General features: G+C 68.3%; 23 protein-coding genes and 1 pseudogene. 10 read left to right on the top strand and 14 right to left on the bottom strand.

Translation table 11 applies throughout. The features are described 5' to 3' along the window. A partial coding sequence (locus ACIBQ1_RS49115; protein WP_397288664.1) for a transaldolase family protein occupies positions 1-564 on the top strand: 564 nt, incomplete at its 5' end. Positions 565-625: 61 nt separating this feature from the next. Beyond that, the gene (locus tag ACIBQ1_RS49110) at positions 626-2,014 is read left to right on the top strand and encodes a sensor histidine kinase (protein WP_397288662.1); all 1,389 of its coding nucleotides are present in this window, start codon (positions 626-628) and stop codon (positions 2,012-2,014) included. 68 nt (positions 2,015-2,082) lie between these two features. Here ACIBQ1_RS49110 and ACIBQ1_RS49105 read toward each other — a convergent pair whose 3' ends face one another. Then, positions 2,083-3,039, bottom strand: a complete 957-nt coding sequence (locus ACIBQ1_RS49105; protein ID WP_397288660.1) for a MarR family transcriptional regulator — start codon at positions 3,037-3,039, stop codon at positions 2,083-2,085. Between the two features lie 168 nt (positions 3,040-3,207). Between ACIBQ1_RS49105 and ACIBQ1_RS49100 the strand changes: the two genes are divergently transcribed. Then, positions 3,208-3,741: a hypothetical protein gene (locus tag ACIBQ1_RS49100; protein WP_397288658.1), complete on the top strand. Its 534-nt coding sequence runs from the start codon at positions 3,208-3,210 to the stop codon at positions 3,739-3,741. Positions 3,742-3,859: 118 nt separating this feature from the next. Here the strand turns inward: ACIBQ1_RS49100 and ACIBQ1_RS49095 are convergent, their stop codons facing one another. Then, on the bottom strand, positions 3,860-4,411 hold the full coding sequence (locus ACIBQ1_RS49095) for a DUF664 domain-containing protein (RefSeq protein ID WP_397288656.1): 552 nt from the start codon (positions 4,409-4,411) through the stop codon (positions 3,860-3,862). A 258-nt stretch (positions 4,412-4,669) separates the two neighbouring features. Here ACIBQ1_RS49095 and ACIBQ1_RS49090 point away from each other — a divergent pair, with 258 nt between their 5' ends. After that, on the top strand, positions 4,670-4,873 hold the full coding sequence (locus ACIBQ1_RS49090) for a DUF4158 domain-containing protein (protein ID WP_397288654.1): 204 nt from the start codon (positions 4,670-4,672) through the stop codon (positions 4,871-4,873). Here the strand turns inward: ACIBQ1_RS49090 and ACIBQ1_RS49085 are convergent. Next, positions 4,851-5,078: a hypothetical protein gene (locus ACIBQ1_RS49085; protein ID WP_397288652.1), complete on the bottom strand. Its 228-nt coding sequence runs from the start codon at positions 5,076-5,078 to the stop codon at positions 4,851-4,853. The genes ACIBQ1_RS49090 and ACIBQ1_RS49085 overlap by 23 nt on opposite strands. Further along, on the bottom strand, positions 5,068-5,355 hold the full coding sequence (locus ACIBQ1_RS49080) for a hypothetical protein (protein WP_397288650.1): 288 nt from the start codon (positions 5,353-5,355) through the stop codon (positions 5,068-5,070). The genes ACIBQ1_RS49085 and ACIBQ1_RS49080 overlap by 11 nt, the downstream gene beginning before the upstream one ends. Before the next feature lie 698 nt (positions 5,356-6,053). Between ACIBQ1_RS49080 and ACIBQ1_RS49075 the strand changes: the two genes are divergently transcribed. Beyond that, positions 6,054-7,835, top strand: coding sequence for a DUF4132 domain-containing protein (locus ACIBQ1_RS49075; protein WP_397288648.1), 1,782 nt, complete (start codon positions 6,054-6,056; stop codon positions 7,833-7,835). 311 nt (positions 7,836-8,146) lie between these two features. Here the strand turns inward: ACIBQ1_RS49075 and ACIBQ1_RS49070 are convergent, their stop codons facing one another. The 7 genes from ACIBQ1_RS49070 to ACIBQ1_RS49040 all read right to left on the bottom strand — a co-directional run bounded on the left by ACIBQ1_RS49070 (position 8,147) and on the right by ACIBQ1_RS49040 (position 13,978). Next, on the bottom strand, positions 8,147-8,488 hold the full coding sequence (locus tag ACIBQ1_RS49070) for a recombinase family protein (RefSeq protein WP_397288646.1): 342 nt from the start codon (positions 8,486-8,488) through the stop codon (positions 8,147-8,149). A gap of 48 nt (positions 8,489-8,536) precedes the next feature. Then, positions 8,537-9,577 (bottom strand): NADP-dependent oxidoreductase, encoded by a 1,041-nt coding sequence (locus ACIBQ1_RS49065; protein WP_397288644.1) that lies wholly within the window; start codon positions 9,575-9,577, stop codon positions 8,537-8,539. Between the two features lie 41 nt (positions 9,578-9,618). Continuing rightward, positions 9,619-9,876: a hypothetical protein gene (locus tag ACIBQ1_RS49060; RefSeq protein WP_397288642.1), complete on the bottom strand. Its 258-nt coding sequence runs from the start codon at positions 9,874-9,876 to the stop codon at positions 9,619-9,621. A gap of 27 nt (positions 9,877-9,903) precedes the next feature. Next, positions 9,904-10,602, bottom strand: a complete 699-nt coding sequence (locus tag ACIBQ1_RS49055) for an SDR family oxidoreductase (protein WP_397288640.1) — start codon at positions 10,600-10,602, stop codon at positions 9,904-9,906. Positions 10,603-10,788: 186 nt separating this feature from the next. Further along, positions 10,789-11,643 carry an alpha/beta fold hydrolase gene (locus tag ACIBQ1_RS49050; protein ID WP_397288638.1) on the bottom strand — a complete coding sequence of 285 codons (855 nt, stop codon included), beginning with the start codon at positions 11,641-11,643 and terminating at the stop codon, positions 10,789-10,791. A 408-nt stretch (positions 11,644-12,051) separates the two neighbouring features. Beyond that, positions 12,052-12,888 carry an alpha/beta fold hydrolase gene (locus tag ACIBQ1_RS49045; protein ID WP_397288636.1) on the bottom strand — a complete coding sequence of 279 codons (837 nt, stop codon included), beginning with the start codon at positions 12,886-12,888 and terminating at the stop codon, positions 12,052-12,054. Between the two features lie 178 nt (positions 12,889-13,066). Next, complete coding sequence (locus ACIBQ1_RS49040; RefSeq protein ID WP_397288634.1) at positions 13,067-13,978, bottom strand: alpha/beta hydrolase fold domain-containing protein; 912 nt, start codon at positions 13,976-13,978, stop codon at positions 13,067-13,069. A gap of 178 nt (positions 13,979-14,156) precedes the next feature. On the opposite strand from ACIBQ1_RS49040, the gene ACIBQ1_RS49035 reads away from it, so the two are divergent. Then, complete coding sequence (locus tag ACIBQ1_RS49035; protein ID WP_397288633.1) at positions 14,157-14,744, top strand: TetR/AcrR family transcriptional regulator; 588 nt, start codon at positions 14,157-14,159, stop codon at positions 14,742-14,744. Between the two features lie 50 nt (positions 14,745-14,794). Here the strand turns inward: ACIBQ1_RS49035 and ACIBQ1_RS49030 are convergent, their stop codons facing one another. Beyond that, entirely contained in the window at positions 14,795-15,754 is a 960-nt protein-coding gene (locus tag ACIBQ1_RS49030) for a GlxA family transcriptional regulator (protein ID WP_397288631.1), read from the bottom strand. Positions 15,755-15,847: 93 nt separating this feature from the next. On the opposite strand from ACIBQ1_RS49030, the pseudogene ACIBQ1_RS49025 reads away from it, so the two are divergent. The 4 genes and pseudogenes from ACIBQ1_RS49025 to ACIBQ1_RS49010 all read left to right on the top strand — a co-directional run. Next, positions 15,848-16,783: pseudogene (locus ACIBQ1_RS49025) on the top strand (NADP-dependent oxidoreductase); the annotation flags it as partial. After that, positions 16,772-17,575 carry a nuclear transport factor 2 family protein gene (locus tag ACIBQ1_RS49020; RefSeq protein WP_397288676.1) on the top strand — a complete coding sequence of 268 codons (804 nt, stop codon included), beginning with the start codon at positions 16,772-16,774 and terminating at the stop codon, positions 17,573-17,575. The pseudogene ACIBQ1_RS49025 and the gene ACIBQ1_RS49020, both read left to right, overlap by 12 nt. A gap of 92 nt (positions 17,576-17,667) precedes the next feature. Continuing rightward, the gene (locus ACIBQ1_RS49015; RefSeq protein WP_397288629.1) at positions 17,668-18,528 is read left to right on the top strand and encodes an MBL fold metallo-hydrolase; all 861 of its coding nucleotides are present in this window, start codon (positions 17,668-17,670) and stop codon (positions 18,526-18,528) included. 60 nt (positions 18,529-18,588) lie between these two features. Next, a complete protein-coding gene (locus ACIBQ1_RS49010) occupies positions 18,589-18,723 on the top strand; it encodes a hypothetical protein (protein WP_397288627.1) in 135 nt (44 codons plus the stop codon). A gap of 104 nt (positions 18,724-18,827) precedes the next feature. Here the strand turns inward: ACIBQ1_RS49010 and ACIBQ1_RS49005 are convergent, their stop codons facing one another. Then, the gene (locus ACIBQ1_RS49005) at positions 18,828-19,832 is read right to left on the bottom strand and encodes an NADP-dependent oxidoreductase (protein WP_397288626.1); all 1,005 of its coding nucleotides are present in this window, start codon (positions 19,830-19,832) and stop codon (positions 18,828-18,830) included. A gap of 133 nt (positions 19,833-19,965) precedes the next feature. Then, positions 19,966-21,021: an aldo/keto reductase gene (locus ACIBQ1_RS49000; protein WP_397288624.1), complete on the bottom strand. Its 1,056-nt coding sequence runs from the start codon at positions 21,019-21,021 to the stop codon at positions 19,966-19,968. Between the last annotated feature and the right edge of the window lie 36 nt (positions 21,022-21,057).

Here is a 21,057-nt window from a genome sequence, read left to right as displayed (position 1 = left end):
CTCGAGCAGGCCAAGGCCAACGGCCACGACCTCGGCCGCATCGCGTCGGTGGCGTCGTTCTTCGTGTCCCGCATGGACACCGAGGTCGACAGGCGGCTTGACGCCATCGGCACCGACGCGGCCAGGTCGCTGCGCGGCCAGGCCGCGATCGCCAACGCCCGCCTGGCCTACGGTGTGTTCGAGGGGCTCTTCGCCACGGACCGGTGGCAGGCACTGGCCGCCGCGGGCGCCCGGCCTCAGCGCCCGCTCTGGGCTTCCACAAGCGTGAAGAACCGCCAGTACCGCGACACCCGCTATATCGACGAGCTCGTCGCCCCCGGCACCGTCACCACCATGCCGGAGACGACTCTCCTCGCCGTCGCCGATCACGCCCGTATCACTGGCGACACGATCAGCGGCACGATCACGCAGGCGCGGGAGGTTTTCGCTCGACTCGCTGAGGTCGGTGTCGACCTGACCGACGTGTTCCGGGTACTCGAAGACAAGGGCATCGGCACATTCGAGAAGTCCTGGCTGGAACTGCTCGACACCGTGGCCGAGCAACTGGTGAAGGCACATGACTGACGTGACGTCGCAGGGCGCCGGTCCTGCATCGGTTCGACGGCTTCTGACCTACGGAGGTGATATGCCGCTCCTTCCACGCCCTCGTTCCATCCGGGCGCGGTGTACGGTCATCGCGGCTCTCTTCGCGCTGAGCATCCTGGTGGTGCTCGGCGTGGCCCTGGACCTCACGATCCGCTACCGCTTCCAGTCCGACACCTTCCACCAGGCCGAACGGGTGGCGAGCCAGTGGAGCCCGGCCGCCCGCAGCGGCGTCGTGCCACGCCCGATCCCCGCCAACTCACCCGCCGACCTGATCCAGGTCGTGGACGCCCACCAGCGCGTCGTGGAGTCCAGCCGGATGGCCTCCGCGACCGTGCCGCTGAGCCGGCTCCGGCCTCCGGCCGACGCCCGTTTCCAGCCGCAGAGTGAGTGCCCGCCACACGGCCGATGCATCCTGCTGCACGCCATCCGCCTGTCGCCCGCGCCGGACGCGGGCGTCGTGTACGCCGGCATCCCGGAACCGGGCCTGCTGGCCACACACGACCTCGAATACACCATTACGACCGGGATCGCCCTGATCACCGCCGTCGCGGCCTGGACCGCATGGGTGCTGGCCGGGCGCACGCTGCGCCCCGTCGAGGCGATCAGGGCCAGGATCTCCCAGATCACGGTGAGCGACCTCGGCCTGCGTGTTCCCGTACCGCCGGGCGACGACGAGATCACCCGGCTCGCCACCACCACGAACCAGACCCTCAGCCAGCTCGACGGTGCGGTGGAGCAGCTACGCCAGTTCGCCTCCACGACCAGCCACGAGCTGCGCACCCCTATCGCGGGGCTGCGCGCGCAACTGGAGGAGGCGTTGCTCTACCCCGACGACGTCGACGCCCGGCAAACGCTCCAGACGGCGCTGACCACCGCCGGCCGGCTGGAAGCGATCGTCAACGACCTGCTGCTGCTCGCCCGTCTCCGGGCCACCGATCCGCTGCCCCCGGAGACGATCGATCTCGGCGAGCTCGTCGCCACCGAGGTGAGCGCGCAGTCCTCGGCCGCGCCGATCTCCGTGCCGATCACCCTCCACGCACCCGCCGGACTGAAGATCTGCGGCTCGCGCATGCAGCTGATCCGCGTGCTGGACAACCTCCTGGCCAACGCTCTGCGGCACACCGAGTCCACCGTGGAGGTCAGCGTCGAGCCGGCCGACGACAGGGTCGCGGTCACGGTGACCGACGACGGGCCCGGCATCCCACCGACCCACCGCGAACGCGTCTTCGAACGGTTCGTCCGCCTCGACGACGGCCGCCGCCGCGACCCCGGCGGAAGCGGGCTCGGCCTGGCCATCTCCCGCGACATCGCGCACAACCACCACGGCACCCTCACGGTCGAGGACTCGCCACGTGGGGCCAGGTTCGTGCTATGGCTGCCACTCATCAGCGGAGGTCCCGCAACAGCACACCAGGAAGCAGGCACCTGACGCGCACCAAGAGCCGCATCAGACAGATAGGCCCATTAGATCCAGATCCGCCCGTCGGGCGTGCACCGTCAACCGAGGAGGCCGCGACCGAGCTCGGTGACGCTGTGGAGCACGGTGTTGCGGTGGCGGTGACTGGTGATGAGCCCACCTTCTCGCAGGACGGCAGCGTGTTCGCTTGCTCGGCCGGGTGAGATGTTCAGGTGGCGGGCCAGCTCGGAGGTGGTGCTGGCCGGTGCGTCCACGACGGCGTGAAGGACGGAGGCGCGGGTGCGGCCCAGGAGAGCCGTGAGCGAGCGCGTTGGAGCCCCGTGGTCGTCGGCGATGAGCGGGAGCGGGATGCGGGCGGGATACATCACCAGCCGCGGCCGCCCCGGAACGGCTCTGCTCATCACCGGTGGGCCGGTCCAGAAAGCCACCGGCAGCATGACCGCGCCCGACCCGTTGAGATGCACGTCGTGTTCTCCTGGAGCGCTGATTTCCAGGACGTTGCCGTGCCAGCGGGCGTCGGGAAACACCGAGGCCATGGCCGTACCCACTCCTCCAGACAAGAGCAAGCCGGTGCGGTGGGCCAGATCCGCGCGAAAGCCGGTGACCACTCGGCGCCACACCGGGTCGAGCAGGGCCGCGTGAGCGCTGCGCAGTGCCCGCTCCAAGATCAGCTGTGCCTCTCGGTCGCCCAAGGCCAGCCGGCGGGCCCAAGGGGTGACCGGGTGTGGGGCCAGGGGATCGTCCAGCGACATCCGCACCAGCTGGGGCGGTGCGGACAGCACGGCGTCCACGGCCAGGTCGAAATCCGGCTCCAGCGTGTCGAGGTATTCCGGGCCGGAGTCCGGGAACGCCAGCTCCAGCAGCGGCCGCGCCTCTGGCGGGAAGGCGCGCAGCGCCCGGTGCCGCCACCGGTCGAGCACTCCGACCCTACGCCGGCGCAACATCATCACCGCGAGCGTCAGCTCCACCATGGGCGCGGGCTGTGGCGCGAACCGCAGGTGCAGCAGGTCCTGCGGGGTGACGTGGATTCTCAGCACCGGATCAGTGTTTCCGCTCAGCCGGAAAGAGTGTGCGGCTAAAGACGCACTCAGCTCAAACTCGTTCTGCGGATCACATCTCCGCGGCGGTCCTCGTTACCGCAGGAGTACTACCACCATGTCACGCCACTGCCAGTTCGCAGTGGGCCGCTTCATCAGGAGGGAAATATGTTCGAATCACGAAGACTGAGACGTGCCGCTGCGTTCGCCGCCGCCATGTGCGTGGCCGGAACCGGTGTCGCGCTCGCCTCGCCGGCACAGGCCGCCACCGTGTACAAGGAGCTCGAATACCGCGGCAACGCCTCCAAGCTGGTCCTGACCGCGCAGGCGAACTTCAACGGCTCCTTCGTCGTCCTGCGGTCCGACCTCAACAGCGCGTTGGGTCAGTGGGCGCAGACGGCGACCGTCTCCTCGGGTGGCGGGCAGCCCGCTTTCATCTACACGCTGCGGGCCAGCCTGGAGACGGGCTCTCCGCTGTGCCTGACCGCCAAGAACACCGTGGATGTGGTCGTGGCCGCCTGCAACAACACCGACAGCCAGAAGTGGTTCCACCCCACCGCAGTGTCAGGTCCTGGCGGCGCTCTGCCGACCAAGAACGTCGCGAACCTCCGGCACCTGGCACAACCCAATTCGTCCCAGGCCAGCGCGCTGTCGCTGTCCGTGCCGATCGGCGGGCACTTCTGGGCCAAGCGCACCGCCTGAGCCATCGCGGTGCCGGGTGCAGGGCCCGGCACCGCGAAAGCCCCCGACCTTGGCACTGGGTCTGCTGGTCTGAAGGCATCACTGCTCAACGTGTCTATGACGAAGATCAACAGCTTGCTCAGGGAACTCGTTCAGGCTGGGGCGGATCCTCGCCCACCAGGCCGTCGATCGCCTCGCGGAACAGGTCCGCGTGACCAACGTGCCGGGCGTATTCGTCGTGAAGGTCGACCAGGACACGGCGCACGTTGGGCGATTGGCCGTCCTCGGTGACGGTGAACCCAGCGGTCCGGTCGAGGCCGCCGTCGGCCAGCACCCTGGCCACGGCAGCCCGAGTGCGGCCCACGGCCTCGCGCCAACGGGCATAGAGCTCCTCAGGCGTGTCGCTGGCAGCGGCTTCCCATTCCCAACCGTGTTCGGCGCTGTCCCAGGGCGGCGTGGGCCGCTCCCCGAACAGGCGCCAAGCCGCCGTCTCCTCCTCGACCCGGGTCAGGTGCTTGATCAATCCAGCCACGGTCATCGTGCTCGGCGGGTGCGGCCGGTTCAGGGCGGCGGCGTCCAGGCCTCCGGTTTTCCAAGCGAACGTGGCACGGGAGCGGTCGAGGGCGAACAGCAGCATCTCAACTTCGCCGGCGGTCAGGGACGGCTCGCTAATGACGGTGTCGTCGGTCATGGTCCGCATGCTAGGGCGCATTCCGGACGTTTTCCTTCCGGCATCCTCACAACAACGGGTCGCTTGAGTCCCAGGCGGCAGCCGCGGGGCAGCCTGCTTGCCTTACATGCCTGACAGGCCTTCAAGCTGCTGACCAGCTACTTCGCTTGAGAACCCCAGATAACGATTGCCTTCAGGCGCGAGCTGCGCCGCCACCACGAGCTGCGCCGCCAGGAGGCCGGCCCCGCCCAGCCATCGACGGTCGACTCCCGGGCCGAGATGGAGAAGATCTTCTTTCTCGACAACGAGGACATGGCCCTCATCAAGGGGCATCGTGGCCGGCACATCCGGTGCGGCTTCGTCCTCCAGCTCGTGACCGTCCGCTACCTGGGGTGCTTCCTGGCCGATCCGCTGGAGGTGCCGAACGAGGTCCTGGACGTCGTCGCCGCCCAACTGCAGATCAGGACCGCAGCACCGAAGTGAGCTTGTCGACGCCGGGGGCGTAGGCGGTCATCCAGTGCGGATGCAGCCGGTAGTAGACCACGTCGTTGTCCCAGTCGGAGAAGTCGCCGTAGAAATCCTTGAAGTAGGCGAGCAGGTCCGGCCAGTCCTCGGCCGGTTCGCTGTCCTCAGGGTTGAGGATCTCCACCGTGCCGTGGGTGAACACGCCCAGGTCCTCACCGCGCATGTGCGCGGCGCTGACGGCGGGCCTTGGCGGCGCCGCGCGCCGTGCCGAAGTGCCACTTGCCGTGCAGGAAGTGCCCGTCCACACCGCTGATCCGCGGCTCGCCCTTCGCCGTCACGGTGGACAGGGCAAGGGTGCACATTCCGGTCAGGATCCGGGTGAGCTGCTCCGCGGTCAGGGTGTTCTCGGTGACGATCGAGCGGAGGTGCAAGGTAGAGCGGGAAAGGGAGGCTTCGAGGAGAGCCTGAAGTTCCTTGAGCTCCTCGGGGGTTTCGCGCATTGAGGTCCTTGTCTATCTGTGAGGCCCCGGTCCACACTCACATCGGCGCTGACCGGTGAACCGATGATCGCTCTAAAACCCGACGCCTTGTGTCATGTTTTTCGGCCGTCCTGCGAAACCGCCGGGGCGCCCAGCCGGCGTCCTTCCGTTGGACTTGTCCCAGCCGCCGCCGCCCGGATTGGCGAGCGGTCACGTTGTCTCGATGGCGACCCCCAGTCTTGTGGCTGGAGTTGTGGCCGTTCGTGGGTGTTCCGTTTGGGAGTCCCCCATCGGAACACCGGCGGCCCGGGGGGCCGTCTGTCCGCTGCGCTCAACACCCGAATACCTGCTTGATCCGCTCCACGGTGTGGTCGTCCAGCAGATGCGGGGCGCGCCGAGACTCGAAGGCTGCCGCCCACATCGTGATCATTATCAGCGCCAACCGTCTGTGCGATGGAACGGGATGCTGATCTGCGCAGGTCAACTGGTTCCCGAGAAGATCGTGTTCTCGGGAGCGGAGACGGTCACGACTTTTGAGAACACGCACAGCTGAGAGGCAAACCCCAGCTTGGCACCTCCGTGAACAGGGCTGTGTCGCTAGATGGCGGCTGGGGCCACCTCCGGGAGAAGGACGCCGGACACCCAGGTCTCGAGCAACCCGCTGGTAGTCGTCAAGAACGGCGATCTTCATTCGGACATCGTGCGACTACGATCACCGGGTGACGTTCGCGGGGAATTGGGACTATCTGGAACCGGCTACCAAGGAGGCCTACCGGCGGTTCGACGCCCTCACCGAGCAGGGCCTCGACCCCGGACCTGGCACCGACTGGCGCCTCTACGGCACCTACGCCCACACCAGGCTCTGGCTCGGCCCGCAGGGCGGCCACGACTACGACGAGCGCGTCCTGCGCCTGGTCCGCACCGTGGCCGGGCGCGCCGTCGACTGGACGCCCGACGACGCCTGGAACCTGGCCGAACGCGCCGGCTACTGGGCCCGCCAGGGCCACACCCGCCACGAGGAGCTCTATCGGATCCCGCTGTCGGCCGCCCACCTGCTCCATCTGCAACAGCGCCGCGACCTGTTCGGCCACCTGACGGACCTCGGAGAGCTCCAGCCGCTCCTGGAGAGCCTGCTCACCGAGGAGGGCCCAGCCGGTGCGGTCAGAAACGTGATCGGGGAGGCCGACCCCTTCGCCACGATGCTGGCCGAGGAGTACGGTCTCCGCTTGGCTGGAATGCTGCCGCTGCTGCGTCACTGGGCCGCCGCCGACACGCCGGCCCCAGGCGACGGCTGGTTGCCGGTCGTCTGCGACCTGCTCACTCCTGAGGCCATCGCCCTGGTCCACGAGCTGGTCACCCGCCTGGCCGCCTACCGGGGCGGCCCGTTCGTCTGCCACCACGCCGACATCAGCTGGAGCGAGGACCGCTTCCTGAAGGGCCGGACCGTCTCGGTGGCGCGCGGCCTGATCTGGACCTGCGAGGTCATTGACGAACCTTGGGTCCCGTCGCTGCTCGCCGACGCCGCCGTCACCTGCGGCACCGGCCACGATGGCCCCGGCTCCACCTGCCGCAGCGAGACCGTCGCCAACGGGGCTGTCGGCGTGCTGGCCCGCCGGGGCGGACCCGAGACAGTCACCCCACTGGCGCTCATTCAGACGCGGGTGCGGGCGGCGTCCGTACAGGAGAATGTCACTCGCGCGCTCGACGCGCTCGCCGACGCGGCGGCGCTGACCCGCGACCAGTTCCTCGACCGCACTCTGCCCGCCGCCGCCACGCCCAGAGAGGTCGAGCAGGCGCGCATGGCCGCGCGCTACCGCCTGGAACAGGCGCTCATCCACCAGCGCGAATGGACCTGGCGTGAGGTCGGCGAGTACCTCCTCGACCACCCCGTCACTGGCCCCGACGCACGCACCCTGGTGTGGCGGGTCCCCGGCGGCCCCTCTGGCCTGCCAGTCAGAACCGTCGACGGCTGGGAACTGGCCGGGCGCCGCCCCGAGGGCCCTGTCGCGTTGTGGCACCCGGCCGGCGCAAGCGCCGAGGAGGTGGGTGGGTGGCGCGAGAGGGGTCTGGCGCAGCCGTTCGAACAAGTCCTCCGCGAGGTGTATATGGAAGAGCCGGACCGCGTCGCCGGTCACGTCGTGCGCTACGACCTGGCCCGGACGGAGCTGATCCGGCACGGCTGGACCGGCGTGTCGATCGGCTACTGGGAGCACGATTGTCACGAGGGACAGGGCGAGGTGGTGCGCGACCTTGCGGGCTGGCAGGCCCGCTGGCTCCTGCGCGTTGTCGTGGGCATGTCCGACGAGGGCTGGGACCTGGACGCGCTGTGCGCGACCAACCCGATGACCTTCCACCGCGACGGCCAGGAGGTGCCGGCGGCGTCGGTGCCGCCGCTGGTGCGGTCGGAGATCCTCCGAGAGGCCGACCTCACAGTCGCCGCCGCTTCGGCCGGCCCGGACGCCCAGCACCTGGTCGACCACCACGACGGATATTGGCACTAGAAGTTATGCAAGCCGACATGACGATGATGCCCAGGGTGGCCGGGGGCTGAGGAACAGCGGTACAACCGTTATCGGTGAGATTGATCTTGGTGGTCGCGATGCCCGCCAGCGGTGTGTCATCTGCCCCGAACGAGGCATCTTTCCGAGGTCAGGCCTTCTTGATAGGGGTCGTCGTGTGCTGTCCTGAGCGGAGCTCTTGGAGATCGGGGATGTGGTTGTAGAGGGTACCGACACTCACACCGAGCAGCTTGGCGATCGAGGTCACCGACCGCCCGGGGTCAGGTAGCAGATCACGGGCCGCCTTCAGCAACTCAGTGTTGACGACGGTGGGGCGGCCGCCGGTGCGGCCGCGCGCGGGCAGCGGCCAGGCCCCCGTGGGTGCCAGCCACGATGAGCTCGCGGATGAACTCCGCCAAGGCGGCGAAGACGTGGAAGACCAGCCGTCCGCCGGGCGTGGTGGTGTCGAGCTTCTCGTGCAGCGAGGTGAAGCCGATCTCGCGCTTGCGTAGGTCGCCGACCATGGTGATCAGGTCGTCGGTAGCGTGAGACCCGTGGACCTCCTTGGCAGCGAGTTCGTCGAGGCGTGGGCGGCGGCTTCTATGAGCACCTCCTTGGAGACGCTCGTAGAAGCCGCCGTGGGTCAGGTTGGCCACCTTGATGAGGTCGGCGACGCTGACGTGTGCCCTGCTCTCGGAAACAGCTCAGAGCTTGACGATCATCTTTCCGACGCTCTCGCCCCGCATCAGTGCGAGGAAGGCATCCAGGGTGTTCTCGAGGCCATCCCTCACTGTCTCGCGGTAGCGCAGCTTGCCCCCGGCAAGCCAGCCGCCGACCTCACGTACGAACTCCGGTTGGAGGTCCAGCTCTTCGCTGAACATGAACGACAGGATGTCCGAACGCGTCACCGACAGGTTCCACAGGTTGCGCGGCCCGACCACCTTCTCATCGTTGTACTGCGAGACCATGCCGCTCAGGACGATGCGTGCGTGCAGCTTGAGTGCGCCGATCGCCGCCTCCAGGTGCTCGCCCCCGACGTTGTCGAAGAAGACGTCGATGCCGTCCGGCGCTGCCTGCGCCAGTTGCTCGGCGACCGGCCCGTTCTTGTAGTTGAACGCCGCGTCGAAGCCGTACTCCTCGACCAGCAGCTTGACCTTCTCGTCCGAGCCCGCGCTGCCGATCACCCGTCCGGCGCCCTTCAGCTTGGCGATCTGACCGGCCTGGCTGCCCACTGCGCCCGCCGCGCCGGAGACGAAGACCGTGTCGCCCTCCTTGATCTTCGCGAACCGCTCCAGCCCGATGTACGCGGTGAGGCCGGTGACGCCGAGCACGCCCAGGTAAGCGGTGAGCGGCGCCAGATTCGGGTCCACCTTCTGGGCGGTCACCGCGTCGAGCACCGCGTAGTCGCGCCAGCCGAGGACATGCAGGACATGGTCGCCGGGCGCGAAGCCGTCCGCGTTGGAGGCCAGGACGCGGCCGACTGCGGGGCCGTCCATCGGCTCGCCCACCTCGTACGGCTCAATGTAGGACTTCTTGTCGCTCATCCGCCCGCGCATGTAGGGGTCGACCGAGAGGTACTCGTTGGCGACCAGGAGTTGACCCGGGCCGGGCGCGGGGATCTCTACCTCCCTCAGCGAGAACTCAGAGGGCACCGGCCAGCCCTGCGGGCGGGTCTCCAGGTGCCATGCGCGGCCAGTGGTGGGCAGCGTGGTGGGCAGGGCGGCGGGCAGAATCTGCTCGGACATGAGGGTCAAGTCCCTTCGATAAGAACTAGTCATGACGTGGATCAAGGCAACGGCTTCTCAGGTGGCGTGGGTGGGGTAGTCGGCTTCGCCGCCGCCGTAGAACTGGCGGGGTCGGGAGTGTTCAGCGGCGCGCCGGAGTGCACGCGCTCGACCAGGTCGAGGTTGGCTAGCGCCAACGTGCCGACGGTGACGATGGCGGCCGGGCCGCCTTCCACGTCCTTGGCGCGGGTGGTGATGTCGGGGCCGGGCTGGTTGAGGGCCAGCCCGGCACTGCTCGCGGAGGGTGGAGAGGAGTTCATGGGCCGGTGCTCGAGGTCGACTGATCCTCAGGGCAACTGCGGATAGAGCGCCGAGACGCCTGCGGCCAGCGCGGCCTGCGCCTGGCGGCTGGCGTTGTCCGCGAGGATTTCGTAGGCACCGGCGGCGATGCCGTCGACGGCGATCCGGGCGATGTCGGCGGGGTCGGATTTGGCCGCGGTGACCGCCTGTGTCATATCGGTGTCCATGTAGCCGACGTGCAGTCCGGTCACTCGGATTCCCTGGTCGGCGAGTTGCAGGCGCAGAGCGTTGGTGAGCGACCACTGCGCGGACTTGGCGGCGCAGTAGGCGCCGATCTCCGGGAAGCTGACCCACGACAGGCCGGACAGGATATTCAGGATTGCCCCGCCGCCGTTGGCCGCGATCTGGGGCGCGAAGGCACGGACCACCGACAGGGTGCCGAAGTAGTGGGTGTCCATCTCCAGGCGGATATCGTCCAGGTCGGCCGCCAGCAGGTCGGCACCGGTGGATGACCCCGCGTTGTTGATCAGGATGGTCACGTCACCGGTGGCCTGGGCGGCGGTCGCCACGGAGGAGGGGTCGGTGACATCGAGCGCGATCGGCTTGGCACCCGGCAGGTCGACCTGGTCAGGGTTGCGGGCACTGGCGTAAACGGTGGCGCCGCGGCTGAGCAGCTCGGCGGCGAGCGCGCGGCCGAACCCCCGGTTGGCTCCGGTGACAAGGACGGTGCTGGTGGACAGGTCCATGGAAAGCTCCTGGTGAAGGGGAAAGGCACGTTGGCCGACCGACGTGCCGTGCCGGTTCTGTGCGAGGGGTGGCGACCGGTGCGCGCCGGCGGTTGGTCATCGGGGGGAGGGCCCATCGGTTGGTTCGGTGTTCGACCGAGCGGCCTGTCGGCGAGGTCGGTGATGGCGGCGCTGGCGCAGGCGACGTCAGGCGGTCAGGAAGTTGGTCACCTCGGTGGCGAACTCCTTGGCGTGCTGGAACAGGAAGGCGTGGCCGGCGTCGCTGTAGAGGATGAGCGTGGCCGACTCCAGGTGCTGGACCGCGACGTAGGAAGCGTGGGCGGGGATCATCACGTCGTGCACGCCGTTGGCGTACAGGACGGGATGCTTGATGGCTTCCAGCTCCGGCCGCACCTGGTCGAAGGGCACTTCCAAGAGCTTGCCCACCGCGGTGAGCTGGCCCTGCGCGGCAGCCTCGGAGACGCTGGGACCGCCGGTGGCGAGCCGGGTCGAGACGTTGGCGACGTGCCGGCGCCCGGCGGCGCGGGCCGCGTCGGTCTCGGGGTAGAACAGGTACATCAGGTCATCCAGGTCACCCCCGCCGGGCTTGGCCATGATGCCCAGCACCTTCTCGCTCATGGGCGGCGCCCCGGGCACCCAGGCGGCCGGGCTACTGCCCGCCACGATGAGCTTGCGCACCAGCTCGGGACGGCGCAGGGCCACGCGCTGCGCCACGATGCCGCCAAGCGACCAGCCGAGCAGGTCGGCCTGCGCGAGACCGAGTGCCTGGATGAACTCGATGGCGCCCTCGGCGAATCCCTCCAGGGAGTCACGCGGCTCGCCGGTGGTGTAGCCGATCCCGACATTGTCGAACACGATCACGTCGTGCTTGGTGGCCAGGTAGTCCAGGAACTCCGAGTCCCACCAGTCGATGGTGCCGCGGAAACGGTTCAGCAGGACCAGCGGGACACCGCCCCGCTGTCCCATCCGCCGGTAGGTGAACCGGGCGGAGGGACCTTCCACGGAAAGGTTCTCGGCCGCGTCTGCCAGATACGTGCTCATGACATGCTTCTCCTGGTAACCGGTGTGCTTAAGGGTCTTGTCGGTGTGTTCGCAGGCCCGAAAGCCGGATTGTCAGCCGGCCATCCGATTGAGCATGCGGATCTGCTTGCCGAAGGTCCGGGCGGGGGGCTACGGCGTAGCGGGCTGACGCGTCCAGCGGTCGGACCGGCGGTGTAGCGCAGTGTCGGTTTCGGGCCAGCGACTGCCGCGACGGTCACCTTGGCGACGACTGCGGGATCGTCGCCGTCCTTCATCGCCGCGGACCGATCTCAATGGCCACCCGAGCTCCGAGCGGCGCCCATCCTCCGGGGGCGGTTGGGAACTTACTCGTCCAGAGGTTCTACGGCGGGCTGGGTGGCTGCGCGTACACCGCGCGAACCTGCTCGGCCGGTCCGATCCGGGAAGGAATTATGGCGCGAGGAATTCCAGAACCTCTTTGACGAACTCTTGGTGATACTGGAATATGCCGCCGTGTCCGGCGTCGCGATACAGACTGAGTTGGGCATCCGGCAATCGCCGGGCCAAGTCGACCGAATTGCTGCTGGGCACCATCCTGTCGTTGTCGCCGTTGACGACCAGGACAGGCTGCTGAATGTCCGTCAAGTCGGAAGGCTCTTGCAGCCCCCAGGCGTGGATGGCCTTGAGCTGAGCGCGGAAAGCCGTCAGCGAAATCGCTTTGTCCCGGTTGTCCGTACGTTCCTTCAGTCGCTCCAAGAACTGCCGGGCCGCTGTCCGGCCGTTTGCTGTTCGGGTGAAGAAGAGATAGGTCTTCGGATCTGTGAAGGTCAGCGCGGCTTTTATCATGTCGCGGATAGTGAGAGAGGTGACCTTGTCGATGCCTCGGCCTCCGGCCGGGCCTGTGCCGGCGAGGATGAGTCTGCGAACGAGCTTCGGCTCTTCTTCCACGATCACCTGAGCGACCATGCCGCCGAGCGAGAAGCCCAGGAGATCAACCTGCTCGAAGCCCATCGCCCGGATGAAGGCGATGGCGTCACGCGCCATCGCGGCCACCGAGTTCGGCGTCGTGCCTTGCGAGGCGCCAATACCTCGGTTGTCGAAGGTGATCACTCGATGTCTTGCGGCGACGCCGTCGACGATCCTGGGATCCCAGTTGTCCAGAACGCCGGTCAAGTGGTTGAGGAATATCACGGGCACGCCGGTGTCGGTCCCGAGCTGCCGGTACGCGAAACTCGTGCCGCCGACCTCGACCGTTTCGGTGGGCGTGTCCTTGTAGGTGGTGCTCACGGTTTCTCCTGGTAAATCGATCGGTGTACTTCTTCTGGTGCCGGAGCCGTCCTGAGCATCTGCGCCGTACGGCCAAGGTGGCGGTGACGCCGTGGCACGCGTCTTCTTCGCCGATGTCTCGCTGTGTTCCTCGCGTGCGAGCACGAGCCGGGTCGGCGGTGGCGAACGGTTCTGCTGCTCAGGCGCCGAGATGCCGGCGGAGCCACTGGCCCATCTGCTCGATCGCCTGGTTCACCTCGGGCACGCGTCCCGCGCCCAGGATGAACGAATGCTGCCCCTCGGGCATCTGGTGGATCTCTGAGGTGATCTTGAAGTCGGCGAGCCGGCGCCCGAACTCGGCGCCGTCGTCGGCGAGGGTCTCGTACTCGCCGTAGTGGACGGTCGTGGGCGGCAGGCCGGTCAGGTCGGCGTTCGCGATGCTGATTCGAGGGTCGGCGAAGTCCAGGCCGGGTTCCTGCAGCCAGGCTCCTCGGAAGAGTTCGAGCACGCCCCGGCTGAGCATCTTGTCCCGGTCCTCGTTCTCGTCCACCGACGCGTTCTGAATGGTGAGGTCCGTCCACGGCGAGATGCTGACGATCGCGCCCGGGGTCGCCTCGCCCTTGGCGAGCAGGCGCAGCGGCAGCAGGACCGCGAGGGTGCCGCCGATGGAGTGGCCGGTGCTGCCGATGTTTCGCGGTTCGTAGCCTTGCGAGAGCAGCCACCGGTAGGCCGTCTCGGCGTCGTCGAGCTGCGCCGGGTAGGGATGTTCAGGCGCCAGGCGGAAGTCCACGACGAGCGAGCGGGCTCCTGCCGCCTTCGCGATGTGGCCGGCGGCCTTGCGGTCCGAATGCATCGAGGCGGTGACCGACCCGCCGAAGTGGAAGTGAAGCAGCGCCCGGTCGGGGTCGGCGCCCTCGGGGATGCACCAGAGGGCGGGGACGCCGCCTGCGTCCACCTCGGCGTAGGTGACGCCTTCAGGCTCGGTCGAGGCCAGATGGTGCGTCTCGACGATGTCGCGCACGATGGCCAGATCGAGGCCGGGCACCGACGACTTCGCGCTCACGCTTTCGAGGAACTGGGCGAACTGCTGCGCCTGCGGACTGACTCCCATGGTGGCAACTCCTGCTCACTGCGGCGCACGCTGCCGGCGCACCGTCTTTAGATTACGACCATACGACCATAGGATGAGACGTCGTCCGGGCACAAGTGTTCAGCCGAATTTAGATTATGATCGTACGAAGATGGAGTGTGGGAGGGCACGGGAGTGCTCGCCACGGGAGGAGGAACGGGTGGTCCGGTACAGCAGGGAGCACAAGCAGGAGACAAGGCAGCGGATCATTGGGACGGCCGGCCGTCGGCTCAAGAAAGACGGCATCGACGGCTCCGGGGTCGCCACGCTCATGGCGGACGCGGGACTGACCAATGGCGCCTTCTACGCCCACTTCGCCTCCAAGGAGGACCTGGTCGCCACCGCGGTCGCTGACCAGCTCCGCGAACAGCGCGAAAACCTCAGCGCGGTGGCGCCCGGCCGCGCCGGAGTCGAGCAGATCGTGCGTGCCTACCTCTCGGTGGAGCACCGTGACAACCCCGGCGAAGGCTGCCCGTCAGCCGCTCTTCTCGATGAGATCGGCCGCTGCGGGGAGGCGACCAGGCAGGCCTACACCGACGGCGTGCTGGCCATCATCGACGACATCGCCACGCGCCTGGCGCCCCACGATCCGCAGTCGGCACGCGTCAAGACACTCAGCGTCTACGCCGCGATGATCGGGACAATGCAGCTCTCCCGCGCCCTGGCCGACCCCCAACTCGCTGACGCCGTCCTCGAGCAGGGCATCCAGAACGCCCTCACACTGCTGGACGCCACACAACAGAGCTGACCCCCATCCCGTTCATCGCCGCGTTTGACGAGCGGTGCCTGCGGTGATGCTCAGGAGTTGGGCGACAGAACGCCCCGGAAGGTGCGCCGGTAGGCAAGCGGTGAGACGCCGATGGCGGCGTGCAGATGCTGTCGTAGCGAAGTGTCGGCGGCGAAGCCGACCTGCCCGGCGATCTCGTCCACCGGCAGGTCGGTGGATTCCAGCAGGTGCCGTGCCCGGGCCAGGCGCTGCTGGATCAGCCAGCGTCCCGGGCTCATGCCCACCTCTTCGTTGAAACGTCGGGCGAAGGTGCGCAGGCTCATGTGGGAGTGCTTGGCGAGGTCGGCCAGGGTCAGCGGCTGGTGGAGGTTCTCCAGCGCCCACTGGCGGGCGGCGGCCGTTCCGTTCGCGGTGGTCTCGGGCACCGGCTGCTCGATGTACTGGGCCTGCCCGCCGTCACGCCATGGGGGGACGACGCACATGCGCGCCACCCGGTTGGCGACCTCGCTGCCATGGTCCTTGCGGACGAGGTGCAGGCAGACGTCGAGCCCGGAGGCGGCGCCCGCCGAGGTCACCACGTCCCCGTCATCGATGAACAGAACGTCCGGATCCAGTGCCACCTGCGGGAACCAGTCGCGGAAGAGGTCCGCGACCACCCAGTGCGTGGTGGCCGGCCGGCCGTCGAGGAGCCCTGCGGCCGCGAGGACGAAGGCGCCGGTGCAGATCGACACGATGCGCGTGCCGGGAGCCACGGCCGCCAGAGCCGCCACCACGGCCGCCGGCACTTCCTGGGGGATAGGGGAGGTGACGAAGGGCGGGATGACGACGGTGTCGGCTGTGCGCAATGCCTCCGGGCCGTGCTCGACGGCGATCGAGAAGTCGGCGTTGGCGCGTACCGGGCGACCGTCGACGGTGCAGGTCAGGACCTCGTAGCGGCCGCCGGCCGCCCCGAAGACGCGGCTCGGAATGCCCAGCTCGAAGGGGTAGACCCCGTCGACGGCCAGAACGACGACCCGGTGAACGCGTGCCATGGCAGAATCCCGTCGAAAGATGGCAATCATGCCATGGTAGCGGATGGGGACAGCGGCGAGGCTGGACGCATGACGAACCCCAACACCGCCACCATGCGCGCCATCAGCCAGGACATCCACGGTTCCCCCGAGGTGCTCAAGGAGGTCGAACTTCCCAAGCCCGTGCCAGGCCTGAGCGAGATCCTGGTCGCCGTCCGCGCGGCCGGCGTCAACCCGACCGACTGGTGGAACCGCGCCCAGGCCCTGACCATCGACCGCCTGCCACTCGTCCTGGGCTGGGACGTCTCCGGAGTCGTCGAGGCCGTCGGCACCGGCGTCACCCTGTTCAAGCCGGGTGACGAGGTCTTCGGCATGCTGCCCTACCCCTACGGGGTCGGCGCCCACGCCGAGTACGTCACCGCCCCCGCCCGCTCCTTCGCCCACAGGCCCGCCGGCATCGACCACGTCCAGGCCGGTGCCCTGCCACTCGCCGCCCTCACCGCCTATCAGGCACTCGTCGACACCGCCGATGTCCAGCCCGGGCAGCGGGTCCTCATCCACGCGGCCGCCGGCGGCGTCGGCCACCTCGCCGTACAGATCGCCAAGTCCCGCGGCGCGTACGTCATCGGCACCGCCAGCGCCGCCAAGCACGACTTCCTGCGTTCCCTCGGAGCCGACGAGGCCATCGACTACCACACGGTCGACTTCGCCGAGACCCTCACGAACATCGACGTGGTCCTCGACCCGGTCTCGCTGGACACCGCCGCCCGCGCCCGCTCCCTCGCCGTACTGCGCCCGGGAGGCACGCTCGTCTCGATCCTGCCGGTACCCATCGACCCCGACGAGCTGGCGAAGATCGCCGAGCGGGGCATCCGCTTCGAGTCCCTCCTCGTCGAAGCCGACCGCGCCGGCATGCAAGCCATCGCCGGCCTCGTCGAAACCGGCGCCCTGCGCGCCCACATCGAGGCCACGTTCCCGCTCGCCGAGGCCGCCAAAGCCCACGCCCTCGGCGAGACCGGCCGCACCACCGGCAAGATCGTGCTGACCGTGGAGGGAACCGGGAAGGCGCAGATTGCCGTGCAGGTCCTCAGAGCCGCATTCGAGGGCGGCGACACGTCCGTCATCGACCGTTTCGTACGGCCGGACTACATCCAGCACAACCCGCTGGCCCCCGACGGCCCCGAGGCCATGAAGGCCTTCGGCGCCGCCTGGCTGCAGCGGTTCCCGGACGCCACGTATGAGGAAAGGCGGGTCATCTCCGAGGGCGACCTGGTGCTCCTGCACTCCAGCGGCGTCCTGACCCCCGGCACCCCCGGGCTCGCCGTCTTCGACATGTTCCGCTTCCAGGACGGGAAGATCGCCGAGCACTGGGACATCCTCCAGGAGGTGCCGGCGACCACGGCCAACGGCAACGACATGTTCTCCACGCTCAGCCGGCCGCCGACCGGGGCGCCGGGACAGCGATGGTTCACCGCGTACAACAAGAAGCTGGTCACCGCGTTCGTCGACCAGCTCCTGGTCCGCAAGGACCTGGCCGCCATCGACATCTACGCAGGCCCCGAGTACCGCGAGCACAGCCCGAACATCCCCGACGGCGTGGCGGGCGTGAAGGCCGGGCTCGGCGCGTACTTCGAGCAGTTCCCGCAGCTGAGCGTGGCGCCGAAGCGGGTCATCGCCGAGGGCGATCTGGTGGCCGTCCACAGCCACTACCTCGACACACCGGGCGAGCGAGGCCGGGCGGTCATCGACGTCTTCCGGGTGCGGAATGGGAAGATCGTCGAGCACTGGGACGCCTCGCAGGACGTGCCGGCGACCTCCGCCAACGACAACACGATGTTCTGATGGCCGCGTGCTGATGGCCGCCGGGTCGTAGCGGTCGCGCTACGACCCTGGGCAACGCCTTCAACGATCTTCGCCATCCAGGAGGAGAAGGCATGACTGCATTGCAGTACGAAGTGTTCGTGACACCCGCGATTTCACAGAGCAGCGGCACCCTGAACCTTCCCAACGGGGACCCCATGGTGTGGTCGCCCATCTCGACCACCCTGATCTACGGCGAGCACGACGCCGTCCTCGTCGACCCGCCCTTCACCACCCACACCACCCGCGAGGTGCTCGCCTGGGTGGAGCAGATCGGCCGGGACATCACGGAGATCTACATCACGCACGGCCACGGCGACCACTGGCTCGGCGCTCCCGTCCTGCTCGAACGGTTTCCCGACGCCGTGGTCCGCGCCACGGCCGGAACCAAGGCCCAGATGGCCGGCCTGGCCACTGCGGAGTCTCGTGCGGCGTTCTGGAGCGTGCTGTTCCCGGGCCAGATCCCGACAGCCCCCGTCCACGTGCAGGTCGTAGGCGAGGAGGGACTGAGCCTGGAGGGGAATGCGCTCATCCCGATCGAGGTCGGTCACAGCGACGGCGACGACACCACCGTGCTCTGGGTGCCGAGCCTGAAGCTGGCCGTCGCCGGTGACGTCGTCTACAACGGAGTGCACCCGGCGCTCTCGGAATCCGCGGGCGGCGGCCGCGACGCGTGGCGACGCGCACTCGACAAGGTGGAGGCGCTCGGAGCGGAGTTCGTGGTGGCAGGCCACAAAGACCCCACTCGACCGGACGACGCCGCTGACATCGGCCGCACCCAGCGCTACCTCGACGACGCGGACCGGCTGCTGAAGGGCTCACCCACACCGATGGAGTTCTTCGAGGGGATGCTGAGCCTCCACCCGGAGCGCATCAACCCGGGCATTCTGTGGTTCAGCGCCCTCAGCCTCCTGGCCGGTAACCCGGCGGAGTAGCCGGCGACCGAGCGTTGCGCTCGCCCGATCGGCCCGGCCGACCGCGGGCGAGTCTATGACGTGCAGGTCCAGAAGGCCATCCTCGGCGCCGCCCGCACGATCACCAGCGAGCTCAAGGAGACCGGCACCATCGCCGTGAGCGCCGACCTCAGCACCGCCGAGGTCGCGCGCATCGCTGATGGGCAGAGCCGCTGAAGCTCACCGCGCCTGACCTGGGAACGACGCCAGTGAACGGGGATTCGAACTCTGCGATGCCCGCACGTCCAGGTCCTCCCGATCACCCCTGTGAGAGCTGTTCCTCAGGTCATCGTGACGACAACCTTGCCGGCCTTCGCGCGTCCCGCCTCGACGTAGGCCAGTGCTTGTCGGGTTTCCTTGAACGGGAAGACGCGGTCGACGACGGGCCGGATCTCGCCCGCGTCGATGAGCGGGGTGAGCTCGCGGAGCTGGTCCCCGCTGGCCTTCATGAACAGGAACGAGTACGTGACGTGGTGGCGTCGGGCGCGGCGGCGGGTCTGGAAGCTCAGCGCGGACATCGCCAGCCGGATGATCGGATTCGCTCCCAGCTCCTTGCCGAAGGCGGCGTCGGGCGGGCCCGCGACACTGATGGCCTTTCCGCCGGGCTTGAGCACCTGCAGGGACTTCTTGAGCGTCTGGCCGCCGAGAGAGTCAAGGACGACGTCGTAGTCGTGCAAGACCGTCTCGAACGCCTGCTTCTTGTAGTCGACGACGACGTCCGCGCCCAGGCTCTTCACCAGGTCGATGTTGGCGGTGCTCGTGGTCGTGGCCACGGTCGCGCCCAGATGTTTGGCCAGCTGGATGGCGATGGTGCCCACGCCGCCGGAACCGGCGTGGATGAGGACCTTCTGGCCCGGCCGGAGGTGTGCCCGCTCGACCAGCGCCTGCCACGCGGTCAGGGCGACCAGGGGAAGGGACGCGGCCTCCTGCATCGTCAGCGTGGCCGGTTTGATCGCGACGTCGTCCTGGTGCACGGCGATGAGTTCGGCGAACGTGCCGATCCGATCCTTGTCGGGCCGTGCGTAGACCTCATCGCCCACCGCGAACCGGCTGACGGCCGCACCAACGCCGACCACCACCCCGGCCAGGTCGTTGCCCAGGATGAAGGGGACCCGGTACGGCAAGATCGTCTTGAACTGCCCGTCCCGGGTTTTCAGGTCGAGCGGGTTGACGCTCGCCGCGTGGATCCGGACCAGGACATCGTCCGCGCCCACCTGCGGATCCGGCATCTCACCGGCACGCACGCCGGCTTCGCCGCCGTAGCGCTCGACTGTGAAGGCCTTCATCGTTGTCTCCGTTTTCTCGTCCGCAAGCGGCCGGGATCTCTGTTCACTCCGGGGTTTCCCTCGAGTAGGGGACCCTGCCAGGGTGTTGCGAGGTGATTGCTGACCATCAAGCAGGTCCCATGCCCTTGCGAGGTCATGCCACCGATGCGGCCGGGGCGATCACGCGGCTGGCGTCGCCTCCCTGGACGGTGTCCCGGGTGCGAGCGATCGCCTCGTGGGGCACCCCGAGCGGCACTGCACTGACGTCGGACAGGCGTGCGAACTGCTGGGGGGTCAGCCGGAGGTCCAGGGCGTCGAGGTAGGTGTCGAGCTGGGTGAGGTCGCGCGGGCCGATGATCGGGATGAACGAGGTCGACGCCTGGGAGGCACGCTCACGGACCCAGGCCATCGACACCTGGGCCGGCGTGGCGCCGCTCTCCTCGCCGATCGCCAGGACGGCGTCGACGATGGCGGTCTTCTGGTCGGTGCTCTCGGTGTGGATGACCGCCTTCAGATCGGTCAGCCGTCCCTCGGTGCTGCGGCGGTACTTTCCGGTGAGCAGTCCGCCGCCGAGCGGGGACCACAGGGTGGCACCGAGTCCGAGGCTTTCGGCCATCGGCAGCAGTTCGCGGTCGGCGCTCCGCTCGACGAGGCTGTATTCGACCTGGATGCCCGCGATCGGCGCCCAGTTCTTCAGGTCCGCGAGCGTCACCGCACGGGAGACGCGCCATGCGGGGAAGTTGGACAGGCCGGCGTGCAGGATCTTGCCGGAACTCACCAGGTCGTCGATCCCGCGCAGGATCTCCTCCATGGGAGTGAGGCCATCGGGGAAGTGGACCCAGTACAGGTCGATGTAGTCGGTGCCCAGGCGCTTCAGGCTCGCCTCCAGCGAGGCGACCATGTTCTTACGGCTGTTGCCCGTCTTGGAGATGCTGGGGCGTGGCGCGGCCCCGTTGGTGAACTTGGTGGCCAGGGTGAAGTGGTCGCGGTCGGCGGCGACGAACTTGCCCACCAGCTGTTCCGACTCACCGAACTGGTAGGCGTCCGCCGTGTCGAGGAAAGTTCCGCCGACTTCGGCGAACCGGTCGAAGATACGGCGCGCCTCATCCGGCTCCGCGCCGGCACCCCAGCCGGTGCCGAAGTTCGCCGTGCCGAGCGCGTACTCGGAAACGCGCAGTCCTGTCCGGTGTCCGAAGGTCGTGTAACGCATCAGGTCTTCCTTGAGGTCAGCGGGGATGGCGGGTGG

Source organism: Nonomuraea sp. NPDC050153 (assembly GCF_044460125.1).
Taxonomy (GTDB): Bacteria; Actinomycetota; Actinomycetes; order Streptosporangiales; family Streptosporangiaceae; genus Nonomuraea.
Note: the sequence above shows the minus strand (reverse complement) of the source record. Positions and strands in the feature narration are given on the sequence as shown.

Excerpts from the sequence above, each read along its gene's own strand:
- ACIBQ1_RS49005 (WP_397288626.1), bottom strand. The coding sequence starts at position 19,832 with ATGAAGGCCTTCACAGTCGAGCGCTACGGCGGCGAAGCCGGCGTGCGT.
- ACIBQ1_RS49000 (WP_397288624.1), bottom strand. The coding sequence starts at position 21,021 with ATGCGTTACACGACCTTCGGACACCGGACAGGACTGCGCGTTTCCGAG.
- ACIBQ1_RS49065 (WP_397288644.1), bottom strand. The coding sequence starts at position 9,577 with ATGTCCGAGCAGATTCTGCCCGCCGCCCTGCCCACCACGCTGCCCACC.
- ACIBQ1_RS49060 (WP_397288642.1), bottom strand. The coding sequence starts at position 9,876 with ATGAACTCCTCTCCACCCTCCGCGAGCAGTGCCGGGCTGGCCCTCAAC.
- ACIBQ1_RS49110 (WP_397288662.1), top strand. The coding sequence starts at position 626 with ATGCCGCTCCTTCCACGCCCTCGTTCCATCCGGGCGCGGTGTACGGTC.
- ACIBQ1_RS49050 (WP_397288638.1), bottom strand. The coding sequence starts at position 11,643 with ATGAGCACGTATCTGGCAGACGCGGCCGAGAACCTTTCCGTGGAAGGT.
- ACIBQ1_RS49055 (WP_397288640.1), bottom strand. The coding sequence starts at position 10,602 with ATGGACCTGTCCACCAGCACCGTCCTTGTCACCGGAGCCAACCGGGGG.
- ACIBQ1_RS49100 (WP_397288658.1), top strand. The coding sequence starts at position 3,208 with ATGTTCGAATCACGAAGACTGAGACGTGCCGCTGCGTTCGCCGCCGCC.
- ACIBQ1_RS49015 (WP_397288629.1), top strand. The coding sequence starts at position 17,668 with ATGACTGCATTGCAGTACGAAGTGTTCGTGACACCCGCGATTTCACAG.
- ACIBQ1_RS49030 (WP_397288631.1), bottom strand. The coding sequence starts at position 15,754 with ATGGCACGCGTTCACCGGGTCGTCGTTCTGGCCGTCGACGGGGTCTAC.
- ACIBQ1_RS49085 (WP_397288652.1), bottom strand. The coding sequence starts at position 5,078 with ATGCGCGGTGAGGACCTGGGCGTGTTCACCCACGGCACGGTGGAGATC.
- ACIBQ1_RS49080 (WP_397288650.1), bottom strand. The coding sequence starts at position 5,355 with ATGCGCGAAACCCCCGAGGAGCTCAAGGAACTTCAGGCTCTCCTCGAA.
- ACIBQ1_RS49095 (WP_397288656.1), bottom strand. The coding sequence starts at position 4,411 with ATGACCGACGACACCGTCATTAGCGAGCCGTCCCTGACCGCCGGCGAA.
- ACIBQ1_RS49040 (WP_397288634.1), bottom strand. The coding sequence starts at position 13,978 with ATGGGAGTCAGTCCGCAGGCGCAGCAGTTCGCCCAGTTCCTCGAAAGC.
- ACIBQ1_RS49090 (WP_397288654.1), top strand. The coding sequence starts at position 4,670 with ATGGAGAAGATCTTCTTTCTCGACAACGAGGACATGGCCCTCATCAAG.